The sequence below is a fragment of the Embleya scabrispora genome (assembly GCF_002024165.1).
Lineage (GTDB): Bacteria > Actinomycetota > Actinomycetes > Streptomycetales > Streptomycetaceae > Embleya > Embleya scabrispora_A.
The window spans coordinates 1-16,575 of record NZ_MWQN01000002.1 but is presented as its reverse complement, the minus strand read 5'-3'; the positions used below and the strand labels follow the sequence as shown (position 1 = coordinate 16,575).

Sequence of the window (16,575 nt, the reverse complement as noted above, 5' to 3'; positions counted from 1 at the left end):
ATACGTCAGCGGGCCGTCGGCCCGGGGTCGTCGGCGCCGACCCGGGCCTCCTCGTCGCCGGCGCGTTCGGCCGCGTACGCGCGCAGCAGGGTGGCGAGGCGATACCGGTCGGGGCCGGTCTCCTCCAACAGGTGCACGCTGGCCAGGCTTTCCAGCAGTCGGCGGGTGTGTCCGAGCGGACGGCCGATCAACCCGGCGGCGACGGACGCCTCCAGGCGCCCGTCCGGATGCAGGCCGAGCAGGCGAAAGGCCCGCGCGGCCTCCGGGTCGAGGTCGCGATAGGACCCGAAGAACGCGGCGCGCAGCGCGAGGTGCGGGTCGTCGGCGTCGGCCAGCAGATCCAACCGGCCCTTCTCGTCGTCGAGTTCCTCGGCGAGCAGGGCGAGCGAGCGGTGCGGTCGGGTGGCCAGGCGTTCGGCGGCGATCCGCAGGGCCAGCGGCAGATGGGCACAGTGTCGAGCCAACTTCCGTGCCGCGTCCGCCTCGGCGAGTACCCGATCGGGGCCGACCACCGCGCACAGCAGCGCCACCGACTCGGCCGGCGACATCGGTCCGAGCGGGATCTTGGACGCGCCGGCGCGCACCGCGATTCCGGTCAGTCGGCGGCGGCTGGTCACCACGGCGGCACAACCGGCGGTTCCCGGCAGCAGGGGCGTGACCTGCCGGGAGTCCGCCGCGTTGTCCAGGACCACCAGCATGCGCAGACCGGCCAGCAGGCTGCGGAACATCGCGGCGCGCTGTTCCAGGTCGGCCGGGACGGCGGGCGGACACACCCGCAGCGCGATCAGGAAGTCGGCCAACACGTCCGTGGGACGCACCGGTTCGGCATCGGGGGAGGAGCCGCGCAGGTCGCGGTAGAGCACGCCGCCGGGAAACGACCCGGAGACCTGGCCGGCCCAGCGGATCATCAGCGCGCTCTTGCCCACGCCGGCGGGCCCGTCGATGGCGACCGTCAGCGGTAGGCCGGTCTCCGTACTGTGTGCCAGGAGCGCGTCGAGATCTTCGAGTTCGCGTTCACGGCCGACGAATCCCGCGGTCGAGGGCGGGAGTTGGGCCGGGCGCAGGCGGGGCGGGGGGTCGTCGGCCGCGGAACCGGCCAACGCGGCGAGTACCCCCTCGGCGGCGAGTTCCCGGTCGCACAAACGCGCCAACTGCATGGTCGGTGTCGACATGCCGTTCTCTATCTTGCTCAGCCAGCCCGGACTGTAGGCCACCAGTCCGGCCAACTGCCGCAGGGATAGGCCCTGTTGTCGACGATGATGGCGCAGGGCGGCGCCGAACGACACGGTGTGATCGTCCATGTTCACCTGCTGCAAGGGACCGAACCTTTCCTGTGTGGAAACTGTCGGCACTGCCCGGACGCACCCCGGGTGAGGTGGCCCGTCCGGGTTCCGAAGGCCCTCGGGCTCTTGTAGAGCGCTCTCCCGGCGCGGGTCGACGTCGGTCGGGCGACGAATGGGCGGGGGAGATGGTTGTACTGCCCATCCAGAAAGTCACCCTAGGAGAGCGGAAGGCGATGCCGGCAGATTGAAACGCGCCAAACACCCCGCCCCGAAGTCTGGTTGGGGTGCCGATGTGACACTTGTTGCATGAGTGGTGTATGCGAGCTTTCGAATCCGACACGTGACCCGTCGGTCACGCGGCAACTACTCTACGCGGTGGGCCGCGTGGTGCCGCTGCGGATCGGCACGGCAGGGGCGTGGGCGGCCCGGCGACCCCCGTCGGCTACCGTGCTGTACAGCGTGGCCCGACGGGCGCCGGCGGCTCCGGCGCGAGTAGCGAGAACGGGATCGGATCGTTGAGCGAGGAACAGCCCGACGCCGTGGTGGAGCGGGTCGCGGCCGGACACCTGATGCGCACCGGGCCACACCCCGACGCCGCCGGCCGACCCGGCGCGGTCTCCGCCGTCGACCCGGACGCGGCGTTGGTGACCGCCTGGTGCACCTGCCTGCTGTGGCGTTCGCGGCTGCCCTGGACCGCGCGGGAGCATACGGACGCCTTCGAGACCCACCTCGCCCGGGTGCGCCGCGCCGCCCGGATCCTGCCGCCCGACCTGGTGGACGGCCGCTTCGCCTACCTGCCCTGCGCGGACGAGGCCGCCGCCCTCGCGGTCGCCGAGACCTGGATCGACCTGGGCAGCGCCCGCAGTCGGCTGTTCCTGGACGGCAGCGGGGTGGTGATCGCGTTCGCCGACATCCAGTTCCCGACCGAGGTCGCGCTGTGGGCGCTGCGCACCGACCGTACCGACCCCTCCGCCGCGTACCTGCTGCACGCGCTGGAGCATCTGGCCGGCCAGAACCGCGCGGACTGAGCGCCCGCCGGGCGGCCGAGTCGGCGCGGATCGGCCATGCCGGCGACGGGTGTGCCGGTCAGAGCGCGGCGGCCATCCGGCGGATCGCGTCGGTGACGATGTCCGGGTGGGTGCCGAGGTTGAGCCGGGCGTGTCCCGCGCCGCCGGTGCCGAAGTCGACGCCGCAGGTCAGCGCCACTTTGGCCTGGTCGAGGAAGTACGCCGCCGGGCGGTCGCCGAGACCGAGGTCGCGGCAGTCGAGCCAGGCCAGGTAGGTGCTTTCGGCGGGGGTGTAGCGCACGGCCGGCAGGTGTTCGGCGAGCAGGTCGGCCAGGAGCCGCCGATTCGCCGCGAGTCCGGCCAGGAGGGCGTCCAGCCAGCCGACACCGTCGCGCAGCGCGGCGGTGTGCGCGATCACGCCGACATGGCTGGGGCCGTGGCTCACCTCCTCGGGCAGCGTGGCCAGTTCCTCGGCGGCGCCAGGGCCGGCGATGGCGAGCGCGGCCTTGAGTCCGGCCAGGTTCCAACCCTTGGACGCGGACATCAGCGACAGGCCGTCGGCGGTGCCCGGGACACTCAGGTACGGCACGTACCGGTCCGGCGGCGCCAGCGGCGCGTGGATCTCGTCGGCCACGACACGTACCCCGTGTTCGGCGGACAGCGCGGCCACGGCGGACAGTTCGGCCTCGGTGTGCACCGTCCCGGTCGGGTTGTGCGGGCTGCACAGCAGATAGGCGACCCGGCCGCCGGCGGCCGTCGCGGTACGGAAGGTGTCGGCCAGTACGTCGAGGTCGATCCGGTGGTCCGCGCCGAGCGGGGCCTCCACGACCTGTCGATCCATGTGCGTCAGGAACATGTAGAACGGCGGATACACGGGCGAGTTGACCACGACCCGATCGCCCGGCCCGGTGACCAGTTTGAGCATCTCGACGACACCCTGCATCACGTCCGGCACGATCGCCGTACGCTCGACCGCGAGCGAGTGCCATCCCCAGCGTTTGGCCGCGAAGTCGGCCAGGGCGGTGGCGTATTCGCAACCGGCGGCATATCCCGTGTCGCCGAGTCGGACGGCATCGGTCACGGCCTGGATGATCGGCTCGGCCAGAGGGACGTCCAACTCGGCCACCCACAGCGGAAGTACATCCTCCGGGTAGGCGTGCCACTTCATGCTCGTGCGCCGACGCAGCGTGTCCAACGTGAGCGCGCGCAGCGGATCGACATTCTCGGCGATGGGCTCCGACAGACTGTCCATGAAACCCACGATAGGCGAGCCCCGCCCCGGAGAAGAGGGTGTGACGAGGGCGAATGAACGACGGGCCGCGCCGAATCCGGGCCGGACACGCCCTAGGATCGACCGGATCGGTGGTCGGTGGTCGGTGGTCGGTGTCGGGAGGATGCTTCGTGGGTGGCGCGCGGGTGCGGCGGATCGTGGTGCCGGACGTGCCGGCGCCGGGCGCGGAGTTGCCGGGGGCTCGATACGCCTCGGCGTTCGAGCTCGGCACGGCGACGGCTCGTGCTCGTACCCCCGAGCAGTGGGCCCGGGCGGCGTTCGAGGGGTCGCCGGCCGTGTTTCGCGGGTTGTTGCTGATCGGGTGGACCCTCGTGCTCGGGTTGCGGCTGGGACCGCGGCCGTCGCCGACGCACGTGCTGGGCTGGTCGATCGCCACGTCCGACGCCGACTCGTGCACCGTGACCGCGAGTTCACGCCTGGTCACCGCGCACAACACGCTGCTGGTCCGGGACGACGGTGTCGTGTGGATCACCCGGGTGCGCCACGAGCGGCGTATCGGCCGCGTGGTGTGGGGCGCGATCGCGCCGATCCACCACCTGACCGTCCCGTGGATCCTCCGGCGCGCAAGCCGCAGCGCACCGCGCGGCTGACCGTACACGCGCGGCCGGCCGGGCGTTCAGCGCGTGCTGGTATCGACCGCGCGCGGCCGGGCGGCGGCGCGGCCGAAGCGCATGCCCCGGTCCTGGAGCGAACCGTGCCTGAGCAGCAGCACGTCGCGCGGGTAGTTCTGGTGCAGCCGCCACGGCGCGGTCGGGCCCTGCTTGGGCAACATCGCGGTGCCGCGCAGTACATAGCCGGACTTCAGGTCGAGCAGCGGTTCGAGCGGCGCGTCGGCGGGCGGGGCCTGGGGCATGCACACCTGGTAGCCGTGCGCGTCCATGTGGTTGAGCAGCCGGCAGACGTAGCGGCTGACCAGGTCGCACTTGAGCGTCCACGAGGCGTTGGTGTAGCCGAGGGCCAGGGCGAAGTTGGGCACGCCGGAGAGCATCATGCCCTTGTAGGCGACGGTCCGGGACAGTTCGATCGGGGTCCCGTCGACGGTCAGTGTCATGCCGCCGATGGCCAGCAGATTCAGGCCGGTCGCGGTGACCACGATGTCGGCGGGCAATTCGGCGCCCGAGTCCAGACGCAGTCCGGTCCGGGTGAAGCCGGCGATGGTGTCGGTGACGATCGAGGCCCGGCCGCCGCGCAGCGCGGCGAACAGGTCGCCGTCGGGCACGAAGCACATGCGCTGGTCCCACGGGTCGTAGCGCGGCGCGAAGTGGGTGTCCACGTCGTAGCCTTCGGGCAGTTGCCGGATGGCGCCCCTGCGCAGCACGGACTTCATCAGCCTCGGCGCGCTGCGCGAGAGGTGGAAGGCGAGCATGGTGAGGCCGACGTTCTTGGCCCGGATCAGCGGCAGCGCGGCGCGGTCCGGCAACACCCGACGCAGCCGTCGGCCCATCGCGTCGCGCGCGGGCAGCGCCATCACGTAGGTGGGCGAGCGCTGGAGCATGGTCACGTGCGCGGCGGTGTCGGCCATGGAGGGGACCAGGGTGACGGCGGTGGCGCCGCTGCCGATGACCACCACCCGCTTGTCGGTGTAGTCCAGATCCTCGGGCCACGCCTGTGGGTGTACGACGGTTCCGGCGAAGTTCTCGATGCCGGGGAAGTCGGGGGTGTAGCCCTCGTCGTAGCGGTAGTAGCCGGTGCACACGAACAGGAACGAGCAGGTCAACTCGACGACTTCGGTGGCACTCGCCTCGTCGCCCGGATCGGATGCGGTCTTGTCGGCCGGGCTCGGCGATGGCGTCGGCGTCGGTATGGATATCGGTGCCGATATCGGCGTCGCCACGGGTGCCTGCGTCGGGGGCGCGATCGGCCGCCGGGCGCGTACCGTCCACCGGGCCTCGCCGCCCGACCACTCCGCGCCGAGCACCCGATGCCCGAAGCGCACCAGCCCATCCACGCCGTGTTCGCGCGCCGTGTCGCGGATGTAGTCGCGGATCGTCGCGCCGTCGGCGATCGCCTCGTTCGCGGACCACGGCCGGAAGGAGTAGCCGAGGGTGTGCATGTCCGAGTCGGAACGGATCCCGGGGTAGCGGAAGATGTCCCACGTGCCGCCGATCGCGTCGCGGCCCTCCAGGATCAGTACGGACTTGCCCGGGGAGTGTCGGCGCAGGCGGCAGGCGGCGCCGATGCCGGACAGACCCGCCCCGACGATCAGTACGTCGACGTGTTCCCTGGCCATGCCGTTCCCCATTCCGCGAGGGGCGCCCGACAACGGGCGACGGGTGCGACATCCGAACGAACGCCGGTGCGGCGCGCGGCTACCGGGCGGTAGCGTAGGCAACGGTATCGACGTCGCGTCGAGTCGGTCAACACAGTGTCGAGGCGTTCGACGGGCGATAGGGTTCGGGGGTGACCGAGACCCCCGCCAAGGACAGCATCCGCCCGCGTCGGGGCCGGCGCGACTCGCGTCCCTCGGGCGACGATCGGGAGCGGGCCATCCTCGCCACCGCGGAGCGACTGCTCGGCGGGCGCGGCCTGGACGAGATCTCCATCGACGACCTGGCCCGCGGGGCGGGCATCTCGCGACCCACCTTCTACTTCTACTTCGCCTCCAAGGAGGCGGTCCTGCTCAGCCTGATCGACCGGGTGGTCGCCGAGGCCGACGCGGGCTCGGAGGGCATGCTCGAAGACCTGCCGGCGGACCCGACGGCCCACTGGCGATCGACGATCGCCGCCTTCTTCGCGACCTTCCAGGCCCACCGCGCGGTCACCCTGGCCGCAGCCCGAGCCCACGGCACCAACCGCGAGGTACAGGAGCTGTGGGCCCGCGTCATGGAGAACTGGATCCGCCGAGCCACGGCGGCCATCACCGCCGAACGCACCCGGGGCGCCGCCCCCGAAGGCCCCCCGGCCCGAGACCTGGCCATCGCACTCACCTCGATGAACGAACGAGTCCTCCTGGCCACGTTCGCCGCCGAACAACCCTCCCTGTCCGAACCGGAAGCAGTAACCACCCTGCTCCACATCTGGCTCAACGCCATCTACCACCCCCCAACGCCATCCCACTGACCACCCGACCCCGCACCAAGCCCACTCGGACCGCGCCCGACCTCGCGTCACACGTCGGCTCGGGGCGCACCGCTTCCCGTCTCGCGCCGCCGCGGGTCGCCGCAGAGGCGGCGCCTCACCGCGCGTCGCGCCTGGCCTGGGACCACGTGCCGCGTCGCGTCGCACGCCGACCCACGGAACGCACCACCTCGCGTAGCGCACCGCTTCGCGTCCCGCACCACCTCGCGTAGCGCACCGCTTCGCGTCCCGCACCGCTTCGCGTCCCGCACCGCTTCGCGTCCCGCACCGCTTCGCGTCCCGCACCGCTTCGCGTCCCGCACCGCTTCGCGTCCCGCACCGCTTCGCGTCCCGCACCGCTTCGCGTCCCGCACCGCTTCGCGTAGTGCACCGCTTCGCGTAGCGCACCGCTTCGCGTCCCGTGCCGCTTCGCGTGGCGCACCGCTTCGCGTCCCGCACCGCTTCGCGTAGCGCACCGCCTCGTAGCGCACCGCCTCGCGTCCCGTGCCGCTGCGCGTGGCGTGCCGCTTCGCGTCCCGCACCGCTTTGCGTAGCGCGGCGCTTCGCCTCTCGTACCGTTTCGCGCATCGTGTTGCGCGGCGTCTCGCGTCAAGCCTCGCCGGCATTCCACGTCGCGAACCGCCCCATCCCGTGCTTCACTCCTCGCGCCCCGCGCCCGAACTCGTGCTCCACGCCCGGCCCCAAGCCCGGAGCTTCGCCCCTGAGCCTCATGCCTGACCGTCCTTCGCCAGGACTCATCCTCTGCTCCCAGCCTTTCGCGTCGCGTCGCGCCGGGTCTTTCGCCTCGCGCAGTGCCGGGTCGGGTCTTTCGCGTCGAGTCGTGCTGCGTCGGGTCTTTCGCGTTGTGTCGTGCCGCGCCGGGCTTTTCGCGTCGCGCTGTGTCGCGCCCGTCTCATGTCCCGCGCGGCTCGCGCCCGGCCCTGTGCCCGGCTCCGCGTCCCGCGCCTGCGCCTCGTGCCGCGATTGGCCCCGCGTCCCGTGCCGCGCCCGACCCCGCGCCCCCGTCTTGCGCCCGGCCCTGCGTCCCGCGCCCCGGTCCTGCGCCCCGCTCCCGCTTCGCGCCGCGCTTTTCGTGTCGTGCCGTGTCGCGCCGGGCTTTTCGCGTCGCGCTGTGCCGCGCCCGTCTCGTGTCCCGCGCGGCTCGCGCCCGGTCCTGTGCCCGGCTCCGCGTCCCGCGCCTGCGCCCCGCCTCCGCCTTGCGCCGCGATTGGCCCCGAGTCCCGTGCCGCGCCCGACCCCGCGCCCCCGCCTTGCGCCCGGCCCTGCGTCCCGCGCCCCGCTCCCGCTTCGCGCCGCGCCTTTCGTGTCGTGCCGTGTCGCGCCGGGCTTTTCGCGTCGCGCTGTGCCGCGCCCGTCTCGTGTCCCGCGCGGCTCGCGCCCGGTCCTGTGCCCGGCTCCGCGTCCCGCGCCTGCGCCCCGCCTCCGCCTTGCGCCGCGATTGGCCCCGAGTCCCGTGCCGCGCCCGACCCCGCCCCCGCCTTGCGCCCGGCCCCGCGCCCCGGCCCTGCGCCCCGCTCCCGCTTCGCGCCGCGCTTTTCGCGTCGCGCTGTGCCGCGCCCGCCTCGTGTCCCGCGCGGCTCGCGCCCGGCCCCGCGCCCCGGCCTTGCGCCCGGCTCCGCGTCCCGCGCCTGCGCCCCGCCCCCGCTTCGCGCCGCGACCGGCCCCGTGGCCCGTGCTGCGGGCAGTGTGTGGGGTGGGGGTGCGTTCTGTTTGACGGAGTTTGACTGTGGTCTGGACCTGTTGACCGGGAGGTCTGGACCACTTTAGCGTTTTGGTGTTGCACCACGTGAGTTTCCGGGCCCGTCCCCGCCCGGGAGGTAGGCGTGCCACGCAGGACGTTCCTTCCGTGCCCGGCCGCGCTCGAACGGCCGGAAGGATATCGAGCATGAAGCGCAGGACCTCACGCCTGCTTGGAGTCGCCCTGGCGGTCGCCTTCGCGGTGGGCGGCTCGGTCGCCGCGACCCCGGACGGCATTCAGGGCAGCGGCCGTCCGCACCTGGCGAAGGCCGCCGCCGCCGACCCGCCGGACGATCTCTGTCCGCGCAAGCCGAAGCCCTTCGGCAAGGTGATCCAGGGCTATTGGGAGAACTGGGACGGTGCGGTCAACGGCGTACACCCGCCGCTCGGCTGGATCCCGATCACCGACGCGCGCATCGCCGCGCACGGATACAACGTGCTCAACGCGGCGTTCCCGGTCATCCTCGGCGACGGCACCGTCCTGTGGGAGGACGGGATGGACTCGACGGTGAAGGTGGCCACCCCGGCCGAGATGTGCCAGGCCAAGGCGGCCGGTGCCACCATCCTGATGTCCATCGGCGGCGCCGCGGCCGGTATCGACCTCAACTCCCGTGCCGTGGCGGACCGGTTCATCGCGACCGTGGTGCCGATCCTGAAGAAGTACCAATTCGACGGCATCGACATCGACATCGAAACCGGCCTGGTCGGCGGCGGCAACATCAACACCCCGTCCACCTCGCAGGCCAACCTGATACACATCATCGACGGCGTACTGGCCCAGATGCCACCGCAGTTCGGGCTCACCATGGCCCCCGAAACGGCCTACGTCACCGGCGGAAGCGTCACCTACGGCTCGATCTGGGGCGCGTATCTGCCGATCGTCAAGAAGTACGCGGACAACGGCCGGCTGTGGTGGCTGAACATGCAGTACTACAACGGCAACATGTACGGCTGCAACGGTGATTCCTACTCCGCCGGCACCGTCGCCGGCTTCACCGCGCAGACCGACTGCCTGAACCGCGGCCTGGTCGTCCAGGGCACCACGATCAAGGTTCCCTACGACAAGCAGGTCCCGGGCCTGCCCGCGCAACCGGGTGCGGGCGGCGGCTATATGTCGACCGGCCTGGTCTCCCAGGCGTGGAACAAGTACGGCGGCGCACTCAAGGGTCTGATGACCTGGTCGCTGAACTGGGACGGCTCGCGCAACTGGACCTTCGGCAACAACGTCAAGGCACTCCAGGGCCGCTGACCGCGCCGACCGCACGGCACCCACACATACCGGGCAGTCCCGTCATCCCGCCCAGGGGGCGACGGGGCTGCCCGCACCTTCCGTTGGGGCCGCCATCGCGTTGCCGGGCCGGCGGTGTTCATGGAACCGGACATCGGCGCCTGCGGCAACGGCGACCGAAGGCGACCGGCGCCGGCACGCACGGTTCGCGGCGCGACTCGGCCCATGCCGCAACGATCGACGAACGAACCGGCCGATGCCCGGGTCCCTACCCTTGTCGCCGTGGGCGCTGCGGGGTTGATCCGGCACGCGGGACAGGCCGCCGCCGGCGTTCGAGACTCCGAGACCGGGGGTCCCCGACGAGATGTGGGTGTTGCTCGGCGAAAAGACCGGCCGGCAGCGGCAGGCAGGGCGGTCGGGTCGAGTTCGCCGGCGAGGTCGCGGGGACCGAGAGTGCCCGGCGGGGTCGGAACCGGATTCCGAAGCCGTCGCAATGGTGCCCCATCGCGCCGACCTACCCCGCAACCTCGGCGTGCTGCGTCGCGTATGCCGCCACCTCCGACTCGGCCGGGCCTCGATTCGGAGTCGGTTCAGGTGCGCAGGTGGGAGGCGCCGTTGAGGTCGAGGATCGTGCCGGATGCCCATTCGGCCTCCGGAGAGGTCAACCACAGGACGGCGGCGGCGATTTCGGCCGGATCGGCGACCCGGCCGAACGGGCTCTGGTCGCGGATCGCGACACCCTCGGCGCCGGACAGGCGATGGGCCACCCGGTCGGTGTCGATGAAGCCGGGGGCGACGGAGGCGACCGCGATCCGGTGCGGGGCGAGCGCCACCGCCAGGGATTGGCCCAGTGCGTGCAGTCCGGCCTTGGTGGCGCCGTAGGCGGGGTGGTCCGGCTCGCCCCGGAAGGCCCCGCGCGAGCCGACGTTGACGATGCGGCCGCCGGTGCCGCGCGCGATCATGCCCCGGGCGACGAGGTGGCTCAGCCCGGCGGCGCCGACGAGGTTCACCGCGACGTGCCGCTGCCAGGCGGTCACCCACTCGGCGTAGTCGGTCGTGGCGGGCGGATGCGGGGTGTTGACGGCGGCGTTGTTGACCAGCACGTCGATGCCGCCCAGGGCCTCCTCCGCCTCGGCCACCAGTCGCTCGACCGCGTCCGGCTCGGCGAGGTCCGCGCCGATCAGTACGTGGCCCCGACCGGCCAGGCCGCCCAACGTCTCCTCTGCCTCGTCGCGCCGCGACCCGTAGTGCACCACCACCCGGTCCCCGTGCGTGGCGAACGCCCGGGCGACGGCCCGACCCAGCCCCCGCGCGGCCCCACTGACCAACACCCGCCGCCCCACGGCGGGAAAGCCCCACGGCTCATCGGACACGACGACCTCCTCATACAGCGTTGAATGCCCGAGCCTACGAAGGCCCACAGCGACGGACAACGCCGCACCCCGGAGGACGCAGGTCGGCAGCGGTACATCCCGGCCCCGAGCGCCGGCGGCGGTGCGTCCCGAGACCGGAAGCCGCCGCCGACGCGCCCGAGCCCATGGCGCGCCCGGCGAGCGCCGCTACGCCCGACCCCGCGGCGCCGCGACCGGCCGTCGGCGCCGCACCCCACGGCCCCGCGCCCGCCCCACGGGCGGTGCGCGGTACCGCCGTGGGTGGCCCCTCTCAGGTTCCGTCGATCTGCAGTTCGACGAAGACGTCCGGGTCGAACGGGACCCACCGGGCCGGTCGGTCGCTGCCCACGATGCGCAGGCGGCACCAGTCCTCGCCGCGGCCGCCGTACCAGCGCGCGTTGATTCGTCCCAGGGCCCAACTGCCGTCCCGGTTGCGGATCTCCACCGGCTCGTAGACCCGGCGGATCTCCTCCTCCGGAGGAGCCGTCACCCACTCGACGCCCATGCGTCGCTCTCGATGATCATTCAGCACAGTTCCACCCCCTGAATCGCAGGCGACCAAGCGGCCTCGCTCGCACCGAGACCGCCGAAACCAAGCTTCTACACATCTGTAGAAACCTTACATGACGCCCATTCCGAAATCCGCCCCCGTCGACATCCCCACCCTGCGAAATGGGCCCCGTCACCCCGCCGGCGACGTGCCGGGGGCGGTGTCACAGTGGCAGGAAAGGATCTTGTTCGAACGACGCGGCGGGGGCCTGGTGAGCGAGGCGAGGTAGGACCGTGAAACGAACTCCCGTGGTGTTCATCCATGGTTTGTGGCTGCATTCGACCAGTTGGCGGAATTGGATCGAACGATTCCGGGCGGCCGGCTACGAGCCGCTGGCGCCCGAGTGGCCCGGGGTGCCGGACACCGTACTGGCGGCCCGCCGGGACCCGCAGAGCCAGGCAGGCGTCGGCCTCGCCGAGATCGCCGCAGCCCACGCGGACGTGATTCGCGGCCTCGACACCCCGCCGGTGCTGGTCGGCCACTCCGTCGGCGGCTTCATCGCCCAGCAACTGCTCGGCGAGGGGCTGGCCGCCGCGGCCGTGGCGATCTGTCCCGGCCAGATCAAGGGCGTCAAGGCGATCGGACCGGCCCAGGCGAAGTCGACGTTCGCCTTCCTGCGCAACCCGGCCAACGCCAAACGCGCGGTGTCGCTGAATCAGGCCCAGTTCCGGTACGGCTTCGCCAACACCGTGTCCCGCAAGGAGTCGGAGGACCTGTTCGCGGCCTGGACGATCCCCAGTCCCGCCCGCCCGCTCTTCCAACTGGCCCTGGGCAACCTCACCCCCAACTCCGCCGCCGAGGTCGCCACCCGGAACCAGTCGCGCGGACCGCTCCTGTTGCTGTCCGGAAAGCAGGACCACACCGTCCCGGACGTACTGACCCGCGGCACGCTCAAGCGCTACCGCAACTCCCGTGCCACCACGGACTATCGCTGCTTCGAGGACCGGGGCCACTCGCTGATCGTCGACAGGGGGTGGCCGGAAATCGCGGAGAACGCGCTGACCTGGCTCGCCGACGTCGGCTTCCCCGCCGCCCCGGCCCCGACCTCGGCCTGACCCCGGGCGTCAACCGCGACCCCGCGCGGGCCAGTCGTGCGCCGGCGGGACGAGCGGAAACGCGGCGGCGCCGTACCACGGCTGCTGGTCGACGACGCCGTCGCCGGCAACCGTGACGGTGAGGCCGAAGTCGTGGATGGTCGGCCGGCCCCGGGCGTTCCACCAGTGCCAACTCGCCTCGACCTCGTGCCACAACCGACGCGGGCCGGACTGCCGAATGGTGGGCGCGTCCGTGCCGAAGTCGACCGCGGCGATCGAGTGACCCCGACCGGTGTCGGCGCCGTACAGCCACAACGTCGCGCCGACCATCCCGTGCAGCACCGGCTGGGCCAGGCAGTCGGGCACACACAGGCCGAGCACGAAGCCCACCGAGTCGAACGGACCGCCCACCACGTCGTCGTAGCCCAACGTCGTGGTCGTCGCCCGGGCGTAGGCGGCCCAGTCGTCCGGCAGCGCCGCACCGCCGTAGCGTCGCCAATCCGGCTGCTGGGCCCGCAGCTTCATGAACGCCGTGGCGAGCGTGAACGGCCCGCTCGCACCACGCCGATCGGCGCCCACCACCAGGCGCAGCGCGCAGTCGCCGCTGCCGTAGTCGGTGCCCCACGGCAGCACGATCACCGCGCCGGGCGCGGCCTGTTCGAGCCACGCCGCCGGCACCCGCCGCACCCCGGCGGTGACCTGGATCCGGTCGTACGGCCCGCCCGCCCGATGGCCCAGCGTGCCGTCGCCGGTGATCACCTCGACCAGATCGCCGAACCCGGCCGCCGCCAGATTCTCCCGGGCCCGCCGGGCCAGGTGCGGGTCGACCTCGATCGAGGTGACCCGGCAGCCGCGCGCGGCCAGCAGTCCGGCGCTGTACCCGGTCCCGGTGCCGACCTCCAACACCCGCATTCCCGGGGCCGCGTCGAGGTCGTACAACATCTCCGCGAGGGTCGAGGGCGTCGACGCCGACGACGTGGCCAGCCGGCCCGCCTCGGTACCGGAGTGCCGGCCGTCGTCCCACTGGGTCACCAACGCCCGGTCGGAATAGACCGCGCGGCGCCACGCCTCCGGATCCCGGTCGCGATCGAGGAGCGCGTCGGTGTCGTCCGGCCAGATCCGGGCGGGCACGAAATCCTCGCGCGCCACCATGCCGAACACCGACTCCCAGCCCGCCGGGAGCACGTCCTTGCGCTTGAGCAGCGCCGTCAACGTGTCGGGCCCCACCGTCATGACACACACCGTCGAGCGCCAACGACGGACCGAGCGGCCATCACGAACCAACCTTTCCGGAGGGTGACTACTCACCGCACCCTAGAAACGCCGAAGCGTAATCGTCAAGGCGGGTACGGAAGTTGCCGATATCGACTCCGCAACGGCGGCGCACCGCCCCGGCGAACGCCCCCGGTGAACATCCCCGGCGCCCCGATCAGGCGGTGGGGGCGCCCGTGACCCGGCGTTCGCCGCCGTTGCGGCGCTGCCACTCGCGGTACACGTCCGTGGCGGCGGCGCGCGGCTCGTATCGCATCGGGAGCCGGCGCTCCTCCCACGGCTTGGCGAACTCCGCGTAGAAGGTGTCGAGTTCGAAGTACCTGCGGTCGTCGACGTAGTGCGGCGCGTAGTCGTCGCGGGTGGTCAGGAAGACGACCTCGTCGGGGAGCAGTAGTAGAGCGAGCCCAGGCACATCGGGCACGGGTGGGCGAGGACGTAGATGGTGGTGCCGGTCAGGTGCTCGGTTCCCAGCTTTCGGCACGCCTCGCGGATCGCCAGGATCTCGGCGTGCGCGGTCGGATCGGCGGTCTGGGCCACCCTGTTCGCGCTCTCGGCGACGATCTCGCCGTCGCGGACGATCACCGTCGCGAAGGGCCGGCCGCCCTCCTCGACATTGCGGAGGGCGAGCTCGATGGTGCGTTGGGCGAAGTCCATGGGATTCCTTGGTCTTTGGGTGAAGGTCGGCGGAAAGAGATGGGAAAGCCGGAATCTCAGAACGGCTTGGTCGGCAGATACTTGCCGTCCAACGTGATCACCGCGCGCTCGCCGCCCTCCGGGTCGGCGACCTTCCGCACGTCGAGGCGGAAGTTGATCGCGCTGATGATGCCGTCGCCGAACTGCTCGTGGATCAGCGCCTTGAGCGTGGTGCCGTAGACCATCAGCATCTCGTGGAAGCGGTAGATGGTCGGGTCGGTCGGCAGCCCCGGGGTGTCCGGGCCACGCGTGGGGATGGCCTGGAGCAGCGCCGCGGCGTCCGGGCCCAGGTCCAGGAGTTCGGCGACCGCGTGCGCGGCGTCGGCGGGCAGCGGGTGTTGCCCGAGGACGGCGGCGGTGACGAACGCGACGGACAGACCGGTGGGTTCGGCGATCCGCTCCCAGGTCAGGTCCTTGCGAATCTTGGCCTCGACGGCGGTGGCGGCGAGTTGCCGCCGGGCGGTGGGGTCGAAGAGGGCGTGCGGCATGAGGTTCTCCTTACGAGAGTGTGTGTGGGGGAGGGAAGGGTCAGGCCGGCAGGGCGATCGGCCGGCCCGTGGCGGCGTCCAGCGCGGTGACCGTGCCGGAGCCGATGTCGTAGACCCAGCCGTGCAGGGTCAGTTCGTGCCGGGCCAGAGCGCGGGCCACGCTCGGGTGCGTGGCCAGGTTGGCGAGTTGGTCGGCGACGTTGCTCCGGACCAGCGCGCCCACCCGATCCGAGGCGTCCGCGGCCGGACGGGCCCGACCGGGGTTCGCGTGCCGCAACCAGTCGGCGACCTGCGGCGTGCCGGCCAGGTCGTGGCCCTCGGCGAGTGCGGTCATCGCCCCGCAGGCCGAGTGTCCGCAGACGATCACGTCCGTGACCGCCAGGACGGCGACCGCGTACTCGACGCTCGCGGCCACCCCGTCCCCGCCGCCCGCACCCGGTGTGTGGGCCGGCACCAGATTGCCCGCCGTACGGATCACGAACAGCTCGCCAGGCTCGCTCTGGGTGATCAGTTCCGGCACCACGCGGGCGTCGGAGCAGCCGATGAAGAGCGTCGCGGGCCGGTGGGCGTGGGCCAGGCGGTCGAACAGCGGCGCCTTGGCCGGGAACACATCGCGCTGAAACCGGGTGACACCGGCGGTGAGGTGATGCATGGCACTACTCCCTACGAAGGCGAAGCCAAGGCGAAAGCGAAGGCGAAGGTGAAGGCGAAACCGAGGGCGCAGGCGCCTTTGTTCGACTGGATCCACCATGCACGAGCTGCGCCTATAGCGTCCAAGACGCAGTACCCATCGGATCCATAGCTGTCACCTATAGTCGTCCCCATGGCCCCGGAACTGCGGCACCTCCGCTACCTGCTCGCCGTCGCCGAGCACGGCAACTTCACCCGCGCGGCGGAGGAGCTGCGTGTCTCGCAGCCGACCCTGTCCCAGCAGATCAAGCAGCTCGAACGCATCCTCGGAGTGCGCCTGCTCGACCGGAGCGGACGCACGGTGCGGCCCACCGACGTCGGCGAGAGCTACCTGCACTACGCCCGCCGGGCACTCCAGGACCTGGCCGCCGCCGAACGCGCCGTGCACGACGTGGCCGACCTGAGCCGCGGCGGCCTGCGGCTCGCGGTGACGCCGACGTTCACGACGTACCTGGTCGGGCCGCTGACCGAGGAGCTGTACGCCCGCCATCCCGCAATCGCTCTCGACGTCGTGGAGACCACCCAGGACCGGATCGAATCCGGCCTGGCCGCGGACGAGTTCGACCTGGGCATCGCGTTCCGCGGCACACACCTGCCGGGCCTCACCGGGACCGCGCTCGGCACCGAACGGCTCAGCCTGGTGGTCGGCGCGACCCGGCCGACCCCCGCCCCCGACGCCCCTCCGCTGCCGGTGGGTGACCTGGATGCGGAGCATCTGGCCCTGCTCAGCGACGACTTCGCCACCCGAGGGCATATCGACGAGTACTTCGCCCGGCACGGCGTACGGCCCGGGATCGCGGTCCAGGCGAACTCGATCCAGGCGCTGACCGAGA

Annotated in this window: 16 protein-coding genes; 6 read left to right on the top strand and 10 right to left on the bottom strand. The window is 72.0% G+C overall.

Features of this window, described 5'->3' with window-relative positions; genetic code table 11:
- Positions 1 to 5 precede the first annotated feature (5 nt).
- Positions 6 to 1,307: a helix-turn-helix domain-containing protein gene (locus tag B4N89_RS30785; protein WP_078979768.1), complete on the bottom strand. Its 1,302-nt coding sequence runs from the start codon at positions 1,305 to 1,307 to the stop codon at positions 6 to 8.
- A 491-nt stretch (positions 1,308 to 1,798) separates the two neighbouring features.
- Here B4N89_RS30785 and B4N89_RS48060 point away from each other — a divergent pair, with 491 nt between their 5' ends.
- Entirely contained in the window at positions 1,799 to 2,311 is a 513-nt protein-coding gene (locus tag B4N89_RS48060) for a hypothetical protein (RefSeq protein WP_143658147.1), read from the top strand.
- Between the two features lie 58 nt (positions 2,312 to 2,369).
- On the opposite strand, the gene B4N89_RS30780 is transcribed toward B4N89_RS48060, so the two are convergent.
- Entirely contained in the window at positions 2,370 to 3,542 is a 1,173-nt protein-coding gene (locus B4N89_RS30780; protein ID WP_078979767.1) for a MalY/PatB family protein, read from the bottom strand.
- Positions 3,543 to 3,691: 149 nt separating this feature from the next.
- Between B4N89_RS30780 and B4N89_RS30775 the strand changes: the two genes are divergently transcribed.
- Positions 3,692 to 4,171, top strand: coding sequence for a DUF2867 domain-containing protein (locus tag B4N89_RS30775; protein WP_235619007.1), 480 nt, complete (start codon positions 3,692 to 3,694; stop codon positions 4,169 to 4,171).
- A 26-nt stretch (positions 4,172 to 4,197) separates the two neighbouring features.
- Here the strand turns inward: B4N89_RS30775 and B4N89_RS30770 are convergent, their stop codons facing one another.
- On the bottom strand, positions 4,198 to 5,811 hold the full coding sequence (locus B4N89_RS30770; RefSeq protein WP_078980619.1) for a flavin-containing monooxygenase: 1,614 nt from the start codon (positions 5,809 to 5,811) through the stop codon (positions 4,198 to 4,200).
- 170 nt (positions 5,812 to 5,981) lie between these two features.
- On the opposite strand from B4N89_RS30770, the gene B4N89_RS30765 reads away from it, so the two are divergent.
- Together B4N89_RS30765 and B4N89_RS30760 are read left to right on the top strand one after the other, a co-directional pair.
- Complete coding sequence (locus B4N89_RS30765) at positions 5,982 to 6,641, top strand: TetR/AcrR family transcriptional regulator (protein ID WP_078979765.1); 660 nt, start codon at positions 5,982 to 5,984, stop codon at positions 6,639 to 6,641.
- 1,903 nt (positions 6,642 to 8,544) lie between these two features.
- Positions 8,545 to 9,645: a chitinase gene (locus tag B4N89_RS30760; RefSeq protein WP_078979764.1), complete on the top strand. Its 1,101-nt coding sequence runs from the start codon at positions 8,545 to 8,547 to the stop codon at positions 9,643 to 9,645.
- Positions 9,646 to 10,214: 569 nt separating this feature from the next.
- Here the strand turns inward: B4N89_RS30760 and B4N89_RS30755 are convergent.
- Positions 10,215 to 10,997 (bottom strand): SDR family NAD(P)-dependent oxidoreductase, encoded by a 783-nt coding sequence (locus B4N89_RS30755; protein ID WP_078979763.1) that lies wholly within the window; start codon positions 10,995 to 10,997, stop codon positions 10,215 to 10,217.
- Positions 10,998 to 11,286: 289 nt separating this feature from the next.
- Positions 11,287 to 11,520 (bottom strand): hypothetical protein, encoded by a 234-nt coding sequence (locus B4N89_RS30750; protein WP_235619006.1) that lies wholly within the window; start codon positions 11,518 to 11,520, stop codon positions 11,287 to 11,289.
- A gap of 278 nt (positions 11,521 to 11,798) precedes the next feature.
- On the opposite strand from B4N89_RS30750, the gene B4N89_RS30745 reads away from it, so the two are divergent.
- Positions 11,799 to 12,620 carry an alpha/beta hydrolase gene (locus tag B4N89_RS30745; RefSeq protein ID WP_078979762.1) on the top strand — a complete coding sequence of 274 codons (822 nt, stop codon included), beginning with the start codon at positions 11,799 to 11,801 and terminating at the stop codon, positions 12,618 to 12,620.
- Positions 12,621 to 12,629: 9 nt separating this feature from the next.
- On the opposite strand, the gene B4N89_RS30740 is transcribed toward B4N89_RS30745, so the two are convergent.
- The 5 genes from B4N89_RS30740 to B4N89_RS30725 all read right to left on the bottom strand — a co-directional run bounded on the left by B4N89_RS30740 (position 12,630) and on the right by B4N89_RS30725 (position 15,704).
- Positions 12,630 to 13,832 carry a methyltransferase domain-containing protein gene (locus B4N89_RS30740; protein WP_078979761.1) on the bottom strand — a complete coding sequence of 401 codons (1,203 nt, stop codon included), beginning with the start codon at positions 13,830 to 13,832 and terminating at the stop codon, positions 12,630 to 12,632.
- A gap of 196 nt (positions 13,833 to 14,028) precedes the next feature.
- Positions 14,029 to 14,283, bottom strand: a complete 255-nt coding sequence (locus B4N89_RS51785) for a hypothetical protein (RefSeq protein WP_235619005.1) — start codon at positions 14,281 to 14,283, stop codon at positions 14,029 to 14,031.
- On the bottom strand, positions 14,235 to 14,525 hold the full coding sequence (locus B4N89_RS51780) for a nucleoside deaminase (RefSeq protein ID WP_235619004.1): 291 nt from the start codon (positions 14,523 to 14,525) through the stop codon (positions 14,235 to 14,237). Before B4N89_RS51780 ends, B4N89_RS51785 begins: the two co-directional genes overlap by 49 nt.
- A 56-nt stretch (positions 14,526 to 14,581) precedes the next feature.
- Positions 14,582 to 15,052, bottom strand: a complete 471-nt coding sequence (gene cynS, locus B4N89_RS30730) for a cyanase (protein WP_078979760.1) — start codon at positions 15,050 to 15,052, stop codon at positions 14,582 to 14,584.
- Between the two features lie 40 nt (positions 15,053 to 15,092).
- Positions 15,093 to 15,704, bottom strand: coding sequence for a carbonic anhydrase (locus B4N89_RS30725; protein ID WP_078979759.1), 612 nt, complete (start codon positions 15,702 to 15,704; stop codon positions 15,093 to 15,095).
- Positions 15,705 to 15,875: 171 nt separating this feature from the next.
- Here B4N89_RS30725 and cynR point away from each other — a divergent pair.
- Positions 15,876 to 16,575: transcriptional regulator CynR (cynR, locus tag B4N89_RS30720; RefSeq protein ID WP_078979758.1), on the top strand; the 700-nt coding region annotated here is incomplete at its 3' end.

What these genes read in the sequence shown, in the direction of transcription:
- B4N89_RS30780 (WP_078979767.1), bottom strand. Translation starts at nt 3,542, where the DNA reads ATGGACAGTCTGTCGGAGCCCATCGCCGAGAATGTCGATCCGCTGCGC.
- B4N89_RS30760 (WP_078979764.1), top strand. Translation starts at nt 8,545, where the DNA reads ATGAAGCGCAGGACCTCACGCCTGCTTGGAGTCGCCCTGGCGGTCGCC.
- cynS (WP_078979760.1), bottom strand. Translation starts at nt 15,052, where the DNA reads ATGCCGCACGCCCTCTTCGACCCCACCGCCCGGCGGCAACTCGCCGCC.
- B4N89_RS30725 (WP_078979759.1), bottom strand. Translation starts at nt 15,704, where the DNA reads ATGCATCACCTCACCGCCGGTGTCACCCGGTTTCAGCGCGATGTGTTC.
- B4N89_RS51780 (WP_235619004.1), bottom strand. Translation starts at nt 14,525, where the DNA reads ATGGACTTCGCCCAACGCACCATCGAGCTCGCCCTCCGCAATGTCGAG.
- B4N89_RS30770 (WP_078980619.1), bottom strand. Translation starts at nt 5,811, where the DNA reads ATGGCCAGGGAACACGTCGACGTACTGATCGTCGGGGCGGGTCTGTCC.
- B4N89_RS30740 (WP_078979761.1), bottom strand. Translation starts at nt 13,832, where the DNA reads ATGACGGTGGGGCCCGACACGTTGACGGCGCTGCTCAAGCGCAAGGAC.
- B4N89_RS30750 (WP_235619006.1), bottom strand. Translation starts at nt 11,520, where the DNA reads ATGGGCGTCGAGTGGGTGACGGCTCCTCCGGAGGAGGAGATCCGCCGG.